This is a genomic window from Rhodopirellula sp. P2 (assembly GCF_028768465.1).
Lineage (GTDB): Bacteria > Planctomycetota > Planctomycetia > Pirellulales > Pirellulaceae > Rhodopirellula.
On sequence record NZ_CP118225.1, the window covers coordinates 1,125,478 to 1,138,542 of the forward strand.

General features: G+C 56.6%; 8 protein-coding genes. 3 read left to right on the forward strand and 5 right to left on the reverse strand.

Annotated features, from left to right (window positions below; translation table 11 throughout):
* Nucleotides 1–8 precede the first annotated feature (8 nt).
* Together PSR62_RS03935 and PSR62_RS03940 are read left to right on the forward strand one after the other, a co-directional pair.
* Nucleotides 9–1,040, forward strand: a complete 1,032-nt coding sequence (locus PSR62_RS03935) for a DUF6268 family outer membrane beta-barrel protein (protein WP_274406517.1) — start codon at nt 9–11, stop codon at nt 1,038–1,040.
* Nucleotides 1,041–1,145: 105 nt separating this feature from the next.
* Entirely contained in the window at nt 1,146–2,864 is a 1,719-nt protein-coding gene (locus PSR62_RS03940; protein WP_274406518.1) for an endo-1,4-beta-xylanase, read from the forward strand.
* A 239-nt stretch (nt 2,865–3,103) separates the two neighbouring features.
* Here PSR62_RS03940 and PSR62_RS03945 read toward each other — a convergent pair whose 3' ends face one another.
* A complete protein-coding gene (locus PSR62_RS03945) occupies nt 3,104–4,420 on the reverse strand; it encodes an IS4 family transposase (RefSeq protein WP_274403829.1) in 1,317 nt (438 codons plus the stop codon).
* A 761-nt stretch (nt 4,421–5,181) separates the two neighbouring features.
* Entirely contained in the window at nt 5,182–5,748 is a 567-nt protein-coding gene (locus PSR62_RS03950) for a DJ-1/PfpI family protein (RefSeq protein ID WP_274406519.1), read from the reverse strand.
* Nucleotides 5,749–6,208: 460 nt separating this feature from the next.
* On the opposite strand from PSR62_RS03950, the gene PSR62_RS03955 reads away from it, so the two are divergent.
* Nucleotides 6,209–8,863, forward strand: coding sequence for a flagellin hook IN motif-containing protein (locus PSR62_RS03955; RefSeq protein WP_274406520.1), 2,655 nt, complete (start codon nt 6,209–6,211; stop codon nt 8,861–8,863).
* 24 nt (nt 8,864–8,887) lie between these two features.
* On the opposite strand, the gene cydB is transcribed toward PSR62_RS03955, so the two are convergent.
* The 3 genes from cydB to PSR62_RS03970 all read right to left on the reverse strand — a co-directional run bounded on the left by cydB (nt 8,888) and on the right by PSR62_RS03970 (nt 13,060).
* Nucleotides 8,888–9,916, reverse strand: coding sequence for a cytochrome d ubiquinol oxidase subunit II (gene cydB / locus PSR62_RS03960; RefSeq protein WP_274406521.1), 1,029 nt, complete (start codon nt 9,914–9,916; stop codon nt 8,888–8,890).
* A complete protein-coding gene (locus PSR62_RS03965) occupies nt 9,913–11,388 on the reverse strand; it encodes a cytochrome ubiquinol oxidase subunit I (RefSeq protein WP_274406522.1) in 1,476 nt (491 codons plus the stop codon). Before PSR62_RS03965 ends, cydB begins: the two co-directional genes overlap by 4 nt.
* Before the next feature lie 238 nt (nt 11,389–11,626).
* Nucleotides 11,627–13,060 (reverse strand): DUF1501 domain-containing protein, encoded by a 1,434-nt coding sequence (locus PSR62_RS03970; RefSeq protein ID WP_274406523.1) that lies wholly within the window; start codon nt 13,058–13,060, stop codon nt 11,627–11,629.
* Between the last annotated feature and the right edge of the window lie 5 nt (nt 13,061–13,065).

Consider the following 13,065-nt stretch of genomic DNA (forward strand, 5'->3'; position numbering starts at 1 on the left):
GAAACCTCATGGACGAGGGCACACGGTTTCGACGTCGCACATTGGATGGTGCACGATCGTTCGTTCTGGGTGGTTTCTTCTTGTGGTTCTCCGCTGGAACCGCTGGCGCTCAAACCCAGCCAATTCAACCGCCGGTCGCTCAGTCGTTGGTGGCTGAACCTCCGTTGCGATTCCATGCGCCCCAGCAATGGGCCGTCGCCAACCCACCGGAGATGGAACTCGAGAATTTCCGGCGCGGCGTGTTCCAAGGCGGTGAATTGCTGGGCGGTTATCTCACCGATGGCAGTGATTCGCCCGTCGGGGCCGGGACAACGGGTGGACTGGATGAGACGTTTTGGGAGATTCGTCTGAGCACAGGCATCCCTCTGGGCAGCCTCGACAACTTGCTGGGAGTGCGTCCATTCTTTCGGGCCGATCATCTCGGTGGCCTCTCTGGGACGGATGCACCCGACACGCTCTACAGCACTGGCGTCACGTTGTTTCACCGCAAGAAGTGGAACGAACGAGTCTCAACGATTGTGATTGCAACGCCGTCCGTGCGGAGTGACTTTACCACCAGTGACAACGCGTTTCGATTGTTTGGACTGGGGCTCGTGAATTGGCAATGCCGAGATGATTTGAGTCTTTCGCTGGGCGCGGTTTACTTCGATCGCAGCGACCTGGGTGTGCTGCCAGCGATTGGCCTGACATGGACGCCTTCGCCGGAGTGGAAGATCGATCTGATGATGCCGCGACCGCAGATCAATCGTCGATTGTGGGTCGATCCAGGCCAGGCAGAGGGCTGGGCATTTCTCGGCGGATCGCTGGGCGGGAACACATGGGCGGTGACTCGCCAAGGCGGTTTGAGAGACGGTCAGAGCGATGAGTTGACCGTGAAAGGGCTTCGGTTCTTCGGCGGTTACGAGACGCTCGTGACGGGCAATCGGGGGTGGGGAATGGAGGTTGGCTACGTCTTCAACCGTTCGCTGGAGTACGAGCGGGAGGCCATCGAGTTCGATTTGCACGACGCGGTGTTCGTCGAGGCCAGTTGGAAATTCTGAAGCACTCCGAAAACGGAAACTTCGGGGTTTGACCGGTCTACAATCTGAGCGAAGAGGGGTCTCATGGGATCTCCGTTCCTTCCGATGAGTCCACTGGTCGTGTGCATGTTTTCCTCAAGAAGTCGTTTCTTTCACACGGTTTGTGTGGTTCTGCTTGGCCTTTCAGCCGGATTGCAGACGCCTGCCTCGGCTCAGGAAACCTTTCCCGGCGATCGGCTGAGAGAGCTGGTGCCGCCCAACTTTGCGATTGGCGGCGTGATGGGTGGGTACGACACCGAGTCACTCGACACCCCGGTCCTGGACCTGGCCCGCGCGGAATTCAACGCGGTGACGACCAAAGCCTTCATGCCGTTTGGTCCTTGGACCGACCCGGCTCAACCGATCGATACGTCCGGACTGACGCGAAACGTTGCTTGGGCGGTTCAGAATGGGATGCAGGTGCACGCTCATGTGTTGGTCTATCCAACCGAAAACGTCCGCTTGCCATGGTTTCAGCAATTGCCCAACGAGGATGTCGAGCAGGTGCTGCAGCAGTACGCCTCAACGATGGCGGGCAGTGTTTCCGGCGGTGTTTGGGTGTGGGACGTTGTCAACGAAGTCATTGGTGACAACGGTGACGTGATGGATGCCGATGGGCTTCGAATGGGGCTCGGTAGCGGTCAGAACTTCGTGCCTTACAAAGAGTACGCGGCCATGGGGCCCGACTACATCGCGAAGGCGTTTCAGTGGGCGCATGCTGCCGATCCCAACGCGTTGCTGATTCTCAACGAGTACTCCGCTGAAACGGTCAACGACAAATCCGATCGCTTGCTGGCGTTGTGCAAGCGACTTCGCGATCAAGGTGTTCCGATCGACGGAGTTGGTTTTCAAAACCACTGGCTCGATCTCCGCTACGAACCCAACTACGACAGCATCCGCGAAAACTTTCAGCGGTTTGCCAACGAGGGTTTTCAGGTCTTCATCACCGAATGCGATGTGGCCGCCGTGCACACACAAGATCCAGCGGGCAGTCCGCCATCGCAAGAACAACTTCAACGACAAGCTCGCGTGTTTTCGAACTTGTTGCAGATCGCACTGGAGCAGCCTGCGTGCAAGTCGTTCTTGATGTGGGACTACACCGATGAGACCTCTTGGTTGCAAAATACGAACTTCACATTGACCTTGGCGGATCGTCGACCGGGACATTCCGACACGGTGATTCCACCCGGAACATCAATGTTTGCAACGCCGATCGCAGGCGGCGATGGCATCGTTCCGATCTCGCCGAAGTTGGCGTATTTGGAGATGCAGGCGGCGCTTTTGAATCGGCCTTTCGACACCTACCGAGTGACCAGCGGTTGGGATTGGCAAACGTCCTACTTGGCTCGTTTTGGTCAACCCAATTCGGAAGGCCAGTTCGTTCCGGGCACTGGTGTTTATGCGGAACGATTGGATGATCAGTCCGAGACGTGGTCGAGTTTGAAGTGGGAGCTGGAACGGATTGATGCCAGCGCCTATCGCATTCGCAATCTGTGGGGCGATGGGGCGGACTATCTGACTCGGCAACCCGCACCAAGTGGCGACCCCAACGAGATTTTGCCTGGCGGTACCGTCGGGATGCAGTCACTCAATGAAGGATGGACGAGCCAGCAATGGTTCTTCATCCCGGCCGGTAACGGCGGCTTCCGATTGGTCAACGGCTGGGCACCCGAGGACGGCGTTCTGACCCGCGAGGCTCAAGGCCAGAACTCAGTCGGTGACGATGTGCCTGGCCCCGAGGTTCGTTTGCATCCACCCGCGGATTGGTCCAGCCAAGTCTGGTACTTCGACCGCATCGGCCAGTGATTTGAAAGAACCCATTCGGCCAAACCAGCCCGCCCCAACAAAAAGGGGACGGAGGCAATAGTGTTCGGCCCGACGTTTGCCGGCTGGAATATTGGCGGATGGTTGGCGAGTTGAGTGTGGGTTCATTGCGAAGGAAGCGAAGCGATCCGGCTTGCCCAGGGCCGTTGCGTTTTTGTGTTTGGTACCGCGCAGCATTTACGCCGAGACCAGTCAGGCAAAATGACTTCCCGCAACGCCGATTAGCAAATTTCTTGACGCTCCTCTTTGGCACGCTTTGCCTCTTCTGCAGCAGCTTGCTTTTCGATGTGAGCTATCAGCTCCTCTTCACTGGCTAAGCCTTGAAAGTAGAAACAGATCATTTCAAACGTTCGTTTCGTGGGGCGAGATCCAGTCCACAGGTTGATCAGTAAGCAGGCAATCACCGAACAATAGACTTGGATCTGGATCCCATTGACGTTGTGGCTGATAAGGTGATCGCCGCCCATCAGTTGCTTGTAGAACCGAAAGAAGATTTCAATTGTCCATCGGTAGGAGTAGATCAGGGCAATGATTTCAGCAGGTACATTCAGCAGATTGGTGGCAATGCGAAGGATCCCATCGCTGTTGGGTGCCTTGGAACCTCTCGCCTTTCCGCCTGTGCGGTTTTGATGAGGCGTGCAGCGGATTTGGATCAACCGGATCGGATGATCAGGGGAATTTGAGCTGCTGCTCGATCCTCCAAGCTTCACAATCGTATCGTTGAGCACCCCCGCAGCACGGTCACCCTCGGTTAACTCAAGTTCTTGAGTCGTCTCGTAAACCGTGTTGTCACGTAGTCGGCAAACATAGCTACTCGATGACGCGACGATTGAATTGAAGAGCGAGAACTTGGCATAGCCACGGTCCATCACGTACAAGCGATCTTCTTCGAGCACTCGTTTGAGCACGGCCCGCTCGTCGTGTTCTCCACCGCCGTCAGGTGTCACGTCGACTCGTACGGGCAGCAGGTTATTGACCTCAAAGTGTGTGTGTAGTCGCCATCGCACCAGCGCTGAGCCCGTTGTTTGCTTCAGAATGGATGCGGCAATCAGCGACGGCAAGGCGTTAACAAGTGAGCCATCCACGGCGGTGATCGTTTGCTGAATGCTGCTCAGTCGCGGGTCCGGGGCAGCATCGTTGACTTCAGCAGACAAGGCCTCAATGATCGGCTTGAGAAGGTCTGCAGAGAACAGCCCACCGGCTTCGGATAGCGATCCCAGCGAAGCTTTCTCGTTGCCCAGTTTGTCACGTACTTTCGTCAACTCACTGGCCTGCGAGATTGCTCGCAAACTTGAGACAGTGGGGTTCAGGACATACAGCAACACGAGCATGCAATACTGATCGTAGTGCAGCGTACGGTTGCCAGCGGTATCACGCTGGCACTCATGTTCGTGAAGATGCTCGAGCAGAGGCTTGAGCATGGCGAAGTATTTGAGGCCTTCGATTTTGATCTTTGGCTTGACGAGAGATTCCTGTGTTCGCTCGCCCTGGTCATCAGGAAGCTTTCGTCTTTTGAGTCGCTTGGTTTTGGTTGGCATGGCGAACCAACGATTGCCCGCTCAACGCAGGAGTAAAGCAACATCGACGCATGAGCCAATCCGGTTTCACGCATCTCGACTCTGGCGGATGCAAACCATTGAAAGTTTCACATCATCGCAACTGCCCGTCAGTTCCCTTGAAGCACGAACGAGACACTCTCGCCCAGCGAGCGAAGGCAAGCCAAATTGTCGTTGCTAGCAATTCAGCATCGACCGGCAAACGTCGGGCCGAACACTATTGGGACGGAGGTCAATTTGCCAGGCGGTGCACATGGGATTCGTGTTGGTGCGGTGCCCAAGAGGATTTGGGCTCTCCTCGTTGGACGCTTGTTTGACTTCGCATGACATGTTTCGGATGGATGTCTCATCCGGCATGCCAGGCAGGTCAGCAGGAGTCTTTCGGCATTTGAACCGTTTTTACAAACGTTTTTGCTCCCGCGTGCAACTTTTGAAGTTGCGCTTTTGCATTCTGTTTTGTTGGCCAAAGGCCTTCATCATCGTAGCCTGGGGCATTGCCCCAGGAATCGAGAACAATGGGAAATGAGTTGGCCAACGGCCAACATCAACCCACATGTTCTGAATTGAATTTGGCCGTTGGCCAAAATGGGGCCGTGCTCTCCTGGTCCAGGGGCGTTGCCCGCTGGCTATGTTGAAGAAGGCCGTTGGCCATTCAACAAAAAAGGCGCAACTTCAAAACGTACAACCGGGGCGAACGCCCAAACGGCTCACATGGTGATTTCCGATGATTGCTGTCCACCTGCTTACCTCTTGGCGTCGCGAGCGGCTTCGAGTTGTTGGATCCAGGGTGCGATGTAGAAGCCGTTGTCGCGGTACGTGCGTCCGCTGACGAGGTTGCCGTCGATCACGCACGGTTCATCGACGAAGATCCCGCCGCAAACCTCTAAGTCGAATTGGCACTTGGCAACGGTGGCCATTCGGCGTCCGCGAACGCGATCGGCGTAGGCGGGGATCTCGACGCCATGGCAAACGCTGGCGATGGGTTTGTTGGTGTCAAAGAAGTGTTGGGTGATCCGCACCAGGTCTTTGTCGTAGCGGATGTACTCCGGTGCTCGGCCGCCGGAGAAGAAGATGCCGGCGTAGTCGTCTTCTTTCACTTCCGCGAAGGGAACGTCGCAATCCAGCGTGTAACCTTCCCATTCTTTGGTGATCGTCCAGCCGGGTTTCACTTCGTGCAGAACCAGTTGGTAGAGCCGTTTCTCGGGCGCGGTCACGATCGGTTCGAACCCGGCTTCTTGCAGCCGGTAATACGGGTACATCGTGTCCAGCAACTCGGTGGCATCGCCGATGACGATCAGCACTTTTTCCATGATGAAATCCCTTGATTCAGTCGTGCGACTCGTCGCGTGGCAATCGTTTGCCTCGGGCGCAACGATGTCGGAGGTCGGTACTTTAACCTGTCACGGATCGCTGCCCCAACAGGTCGAGTCCCACCGTTGAGACGGGGCACATCCCCGAAAACGGTGTTGGAATCGGCCTGAAATGGCGTCGTTCGGTTTCTTGAGGTGGATAAATTCGCATATTCGTGCGACTTCTGCTTGGTTTGTGACCTAGAGTTCAGGTGCTGCCTCGTGAGAGGGCAGTTCGGGAGCCGGGGGGTTCCTTCCTAGGTGACATGGGCAGTCAGCTGTTCCAAACCAAGTACCCCCTACGATGACAATCAGCTCCAGCACATCCACAAATTTCGCAAGTCAGTCTCTCCTCGTCGAGAACTTTCAACTGAGCGCCCGAGCGTCCAGTCAGGCTGAACCCGAAAGGCTCCTTCGTCGCGTGGACACCACGTCTGACCGGATCAATTCATTGGTTGCCGGGATCAGCGAAAAGCTCTTGGATGCTGCTCGGGTTGGAAGTTCTTTCACAAATTTCCAGGGCAGTATCGACACGGCTCTGACTGAAATCAGTGAACTCTTGGGGCAATCGTTGACGTTGGGCGGATCCGAGAATTCCGACGTGCGTGGTCTCGATTCCAGTCAAATCAAAGACTTGGAAATCCTTTCGCTGCCGCCCAATGCATCGGCTCGTTTCTCTGGTGGGATCACCCAGCAGGCTGGCAACGCCGAGATCATGATCACCGATGCGGGGCGTTTGCAGGGCGGCGGCACCCTGGATCTGAAGGTTGGTGACTCGGAGCGACGGATTCAGTTTCAACCGGGACGTTCCATTTCCGGGATGGCTCAACAAATCAACTCGAAGAACGTTGGCGTCAAAGCGATGGAAGTGGATGGAAAACTGCGTTTGACATCGCGGACCTCGCAAAGCCTGGAGGCGACGGTGCGTCCGATCCGAACAGGACGGAACTATGGCGACAACCAGCTCTTCGGCGTCAACGAGTCGCAGGTGGATCGTGTGGATTTGAGCCGGTTGTCCAAAGGCGTCTCGCAGACCATCCAGGGACAAGTCGACTCGGTGGCGACGGTTGCGAGACTGACCTATCAAGGCAGCGCCGGTGGGTTGGTCTCCGGCTCGGCCAACTTTGATTTGACCGGAGACCTTGGCACCGAGAATGTGGAAACCACTCGGGGTGAATCGTTGATTTCGTTTGCCGAGAAGATCAACAATGTGTCGGCGTTCACGGGGGTCAGGGCGGAAGTCAATGGCAACGAGCTTCGACTTGTGTCGCAGTTGCGTGGCGACGACGCGGAAGTTCGTCTGTCCAATGTTGTTCGCCAATTCCGCCCCACGATCGAAGGCGTCAACGCGGCACAAATTCCCCGATTTGATCTGCAGAGTATCGCAGACGGGGCGGAGGTCAATCTGTCCGGGACCGTCACCACCGCCGCTGACGCCGCCAAGTTGCAATACCAAGGCAGCGGTGGCAATGTCGTCGACACGGCTGTGTTCACTCTGTCGGGCAACTCAGGCAGCGAGCAAATCGCGATCGCTCAAGGGGAAGCTCTGACGGATGTTCGCGATCGAATCAATGCGGAGACGGAATCGACAGGAGTGGTTGCGACTGTCGATGGCGACACACTTCAGTTCCGTGGGCAGGCCGTGGGATCGTCGGAAAGCATCCAGGTGACATTGGACGACATCACGCAGTATGTCGACGTCGAGGGAGTCAACGCGAGTCAGATTCAAGGGTTCACAGTGAACTCTTCGGAGCCTCGTTCGACCAACATTCTCAGTGGTACCGTGGACCAAACGGCCACCAAAGGGCAGCTGACTTATGATGGTTTTTGGGGGGCCGCCACCAGCAGAGCCACCTTCCATCTCACCGGTGAATTGGGAACCGTGGAAATGGATGTGTCGACGTTTCAATCGCTCAGTTCGCTTCGGGATGACATCAATGATCAGACTGGCGACACAGGTGTGGTCGCGACATTGTCGGGAAGCACGTTGACATTGGAGAGCCAAAACGAAGGCTCCAAAGGCACGGTCGAAGTGGATGTGATATCTGGATCCTTCAGCACGGATGGCGGTGACGGCAATGGAAACGCCGCGGGCACGGACGCCCAGCTCACCATCAATGGTGAAGCGGTCACCGCCGATGGGAATCAGGTGGACTACACCGATTCACTGGGATCGTATTCCTTTGACGTGCAGTCTGGGTTCACGGGAGCGTTCGAGCCCATCGAGGTGACCACTTCGGACGGCGATTTCGATCTCACTGGAGGAGACGAAACCGGGACTGCCTATGGGGTGGACGCCGAGGCCACGATCAATGGCCAATCCTTCGTTGCGGATGGCAATGAATTTGAGATCACGATCGATTCCGCGGTGATGAGCTTTGACCTCGACACAGGGTTCCTGGGGGCGATCGATCCCATCACGTTGCGCTCGGAGGAGGACGAGTTTTCCGTCACAGGTGGTGATGGCAATGGCAACGCAAATGGGCAAGACGGGCAAGCGACCATCAACGGTGAAACGTACACTTCGGCGACCAACACGTTTGAGGTTTCCGTCGGCGAAAGTTCCATCGACCTCGAATTCGTTGACGAGTTTGTAGGGGCCTTGGACGCTTTTGAAATCGATTCCGAGGTCACCATGCAGCGTCGGACGGGGACCCCCAGTACCTACGCCTCCTCGGCCAAGAGCGAGCAATTTGCGATCAACGGTCAAGCAGTGGACAAGGTTGATGGCCGGTATGAATTCGAACAGGGCGGCGTTCGAATCGGGTTTCAACTCGCCGAAGGTTTTCGCGGCAGCTTCGAAAATTTTACCATCACGGCCAATGGCGCTGCCTCGGAGTTGTACCGTGGGTCTCAGATGTCCTCTTTGACGGGCACCGCCTTGGAAGCAACGCAAACCGCGCTAGTGGATCTGTTTCAATTGGCTTCGGGCGGCAAGTACGACAGCCAAAATTCAGACGCGCTGGATGCCTACAACGTGACCAAGGAGACCCTGGTCAATCTGCAATCGCTCTTGGGTGTCTCGACCTCGCGGGGACGTTCACTCAATGGATTGCTGTTCGACCAAAACGCGTGAGCAGCAGTCGAGTTCAATCCATGTTCAGTAACTGTTGGTGTCGATTCGCACCTTCCCTCGAAAGATCCAGTAGATCACGAGGGTGTAGCTGAGCACGCAGGGCATCCCCAGTCCGGCGATGATCAACATGATGTTCAGCGTGCCTTCGCTGCTGCGGGCATTGTCCAGTGTGATGTTGTAGGCGGGGTCGATGGTCGAGAGCATGAAGTTCGGGTAGATCGCGACGCTGAACAAAGATGCGAGCGCCATGATCACCATCGCAGATGAAAAGAACGCGTACGCCGGTTTGCCCAGGTGCATGGCCCGAGGGATGTTCAGCACGGCCAATGCATTGAGGATCGGTACGATCCAGAGGAGGGGGTAGTTGGCGATGTTCTCGGTCGCATGAGGCACATGCCACCACGTCGCGAGGGTTGCCAGGGAGTACATTCCCGCGAACACGTAGAACAGGGGCGTGATCGCGGATCGCACTCGGTTCTGCAGTTCATGCTCGGTTTTGAGATACAAGTAGATTGCACCGTGCAGGGCAAACAGGGACACGGTCAACATCCCGATCATCAACGGGTACCAACCCAATTGGCTGAGCAGGCTGCCTTCGTAGTGATACTTGGGGCCAAGTTCCATTCCCTGCATGATGTTTCCACCGGCGACGCCCAGCAGCATGGCCGCTGAAATGGACGACAGAAAGAAACCGAAGTCCCACAATCGTCGCCAGGTTGGCGAATGGACTTTGGAACGGAACTCGAGGCTGACGGCGCGTCCGATCAAGCAGGTCAGGAGCAGATAGAAAGCCAGGTAAAAACTGCTGAACACGGTGGCGTAAGCGACGGGGAACGCAGCAAACAAGGCTCCACCAAAGGTCACCAGCCAGACTTCATTGCCGTCCCAGAGCGGCCCGATGGAGTTCATCACCAGGCGACGCTCTTGATCGGTTTTCGCGAGGAATGGATGAAGGATTCCGACCCCCAGATCAAAGCCATCCAAGATCGCATAGCCGCACAACAGCACGCCCAACAACACAAACCAAACAAACGTTACGGTTTCGTAGCTCATCGCGTGTCCTCCTCGAGAAAGTCTCCGCCGTGCGATTTGCCGCTGCGTTCAAATTGCTCGGACATGGAATCCGCTCGCGTGGTTTGTTTGTGTTCCAGCAACGCCTCGACACTTTCAGGGCCGTGCTGAATCTTATGGTTCAGCACAAATACCCAGACCGCGAAAAGCATCGAGTAGATGATCCCAAACAGAATGATGGAACTGAGGACTTGTTCGGCGGTCACGGATTCGCTGAGTCCATCGGCGGTCTTCAAACCCATCATCTCCACACCGTCTTGAACGGAGGGATAAACGATCCACGGTTGCCGACCAACTTCGGCGGTGACCCATCCCGCTTGATTGGCGGTCATCGCGGCAACGGGCATGAAGACAATGGTCCACAGCAACCAACGTCGCTGTGGCAACGAGTCGCGAAACCAGGACCAACAGGCCAGTCCCGCCACGCCGATCATCATCGTTCCCAAGCCAACCATCAGGTGAAAGGTTTGGAATGGCAACCACACCGGAGGTCGCTCGTCGGCCGGGATTTGGTCCATGCCCGGCACAGGTTCCCTGGGATCGTTGTAGACCATCAGGCTCAGCAGGTAGGGAAGTTGGACTCCGAAGTGAACGGTCTCGTCTTCCGCGTCGGGCCAGCCAAAAAGGTAGAGCCCCGTGGGCTCGTCAGTCGTCTCGAAGTGAGCCTCCATCGCGGCGAGTTTGGCGGGTTGTGTTTCGACGAGCTTCTGAGCCGAGTCATGTCCGGTCGCGGCCGCAAGGATCGTGAACAACAACGAGGTGGGCAGAGCGATCGACAAACAACGACGGGCGAACTCTTCATGTCGCCCTTTGAGCAAGTAGTAGGCGCAAACCGACGCAACGAAGAAGGCTCCCAAGACAAACGCACCGATCAAAGTGTGAGTCAGTCGGTCGACTGAGGAGGGATTGAAAACCATGGCCCAGAAATCAGTGACCTCGGCGCGGGGCATGGATTCGCCTTGCACGTCGTGCCACACAATGTGGTATCCCGCTGGCGTTTGTTGCCAACTGTTGGCGACCACGATCCAAACCGCGCTGAACATCGACCCCAGAAACACCATCAGCGTGCTGAACAGGTGCATGGTCGGTCCAACCCGGTCCCAGCCAAACACCAGCACGGCCAAGAACCCACTTTCTAAGAAAAAGGCGAAGATACCTTCGGCGGCGAGCGCCGATCCAAACACGTCGCCAACAAAGCGTGAGTAGGCGGCCCAGTTGGTGCCGAACTCGAATTCCATCACGATGCCGGTGGACACACCCATCGCGAAATTGACCGCGAAAACGCGGGTCCAAAACCGGGCGGCGGCTTCCCAGGCCGGATTGCGAGTTCGGTAGGAGGCGAGTTCGCAGAGGAACAACTGCAGTCCCAACCCGATCGACAGGGGCGGGAACAGGTAGTGGAACATGATCGTTCCGGCGAATTGCAACCGACTGAGAATCTCAACGTCCATCATGGGAATGATCTTGGGGTTGATGTCGTAATGAATTCAGCACGGCGATTGACTTCTCACAGAACGAGAGATGTCATGAATGCCAGCACGCAAACGTCCCTTCAAATTATTGCGGCACGAAGGGTCGCGAAAGCTGTGGCGAAGCGTCACACGCGATGAACGGTCGCGAATTTGCCCGGCCGGGCATGCACCGGAGTGTCAGGCACATGCCAATCTCTTTCGCGAGATGATCGCGTGAAGATCAAGCCAGGATATCGCGAACGACGTGACCGTGCACGTCGGTCAAACGGAACCGGCGGCCTTGGTACTTGTAGGTCAGTCGTTCGTGATCGATGCCCATCAGGTTCAGGATCGTGGCATTGAAGTCGTGCACGTGGACTCCGTTTTCAGCCACGTTGTAGCTGAACTCGTCCGTCGTCCCATAGCTCATGCCGGGCCGGGTTCCGCCGCCGGCCATCCAGGTCGTGAAGCAACGCGGATGGTGATCTCGCCCGTAGTTACCAGGCGTCAGGGTGCCTTGTGAATACGACGTGCGTCCAAACTCACCGCCCCAGATGACCAAGGTGTCGTCCAGCATTCCCAGACGCTTGAGGTCTTTGACCAGCGCCGCGGATGCCTGGTCGGTTTCCTTGGCTTGGCCGGTGATTCCCTTGGGCAGATTGGAGTGTTGGTCCCATCCTTGGTGATAAAGCTGGATGAACCGAACATCGCGTTGGGCCAATCGTCGAGCCAGCAAGCAGTTGGCGGCGAAGGTCCCGGGTTGCTTGGCGTCTTCACCGTACAGTTCAAATGTGGATTCCGGTTCATCAGAGAAATCCGTTGCATCAGGAACACTGGTTTGCATCTTGAAGGCCATCTCGTACTGAGCGATGCGTGATTGAATCTCCGGATCAAATTCGCGTTGGAATTGATGCGAGTTCAAACGGTTGATCGAGTCGAGTTGTTGACGCCGATGATCGCGTGAAATCCCCTCGGGGTTGGAAAGATACAACACCGGGTCTTCACCGCCCCGGAACTGAACACCTTGATACTTGGAATCCAAAAATCCGTTGCCCCACAAACGGGAGTACAGCGGTTGGCCGCCTTGGCCTTTGGTGACCAAGACCACGAAGGAGGGCAGTTCATCGTTTTCGCTGCCCAGTCCATAGGAGATCCACGAGCCGAGCGACGGTCGGCCCGCGATCTGCGATCCGGTTTGGAAGAACGTGATTGCAGGGTCGTGGTTGATCGCTTCGGTGTGCATCGATTTGATGAAGCACACGTCGTCAACGATGTCTCGGTGATACGGCAGCAGTTCGCTCAGCCAGGCACCGGATTGACCATGTTGAGCAAACTTGAACTTGGAGGCCGCCACCGGCAGCGAACTTTGGTTGACCGACATGCCGGTCAAGCGTTGCTCGCCGCGGACCTCGGGAGGCAATTCGCGTCCGTGCATTTGTTCCAGCATCGGCTTGTGATCGAACAAGTCTTGCTGGGCCGGTCCGCCGGATTGGAACAAGTAAATGATCCGTTTTGCTTTGGGAGCAAAGTGCATCCCACCGAGGTCCGGTGTGGGCGTCGCAGCCGATGCCATGTCTCGTCCGAGCAAGTGCGCCAGCGCGGCGGCACCCACGGTGGAGGTGGCTTGTTTGAGGAAGACGCGGCGTTTGGATTGCAGTGAAAAGTCAGGGGTCATGATGG

Excerpts from the sequence above, each read along its gene's own strand:
- cydB (WP_274406521.1), bottom strand. The coding sequence starts at position 9,916 with ATGAGCTACGAAACCGTAACGTTTGTTTGGTTTGTGTTGTTGGGCGTG.
- PSR62_RS03940 (WP_274406518.1), top strand. The coding sequence starts at position 1,146 with ATGTTTTCCTCAAGAAGTCGTTTCTTTCACACGGTTTGTGTGGTTCTG.
- PSR62_RS03935 (WP_274406517.1), top strand. The coding sequence starts at position 9 with ATGGACGAGGGCACACGGTTTCGACGTCGCACATTGGATGGTGCACGA.
- PSR62_RS03950 (WP_274406519.1), bottom strand. The coding sequence starts at position 5,748 with ATGGAAAAAGTGCTGATCGTCATCGGCGATGCCACCGAGTTGCTGGAC.
- PSR62_RS03945 (WP_274403829.1), bottom strand. The coding sequence starts at position 4,420 with ATGCCAACCAAAACCAAGCGACTCAAAAGACGAAAGCTTCCTGATGAC.
- PSR62_RS03965 (WP_274406522.1), bottom strand. The coding sequence starts at position 11,388 with ATGATGGACGTTGAGATTCTCAGTCGGTTGCAATTCGCCGGAACGATC.
- PSR62_RS03970 (WP_274406523.1), bottom strand. The coding sequence starts at position 13,060 with ATGACCCCTGACTTTTCACTGCAATCCAAACGCCGCGTCTTCCTCAAA.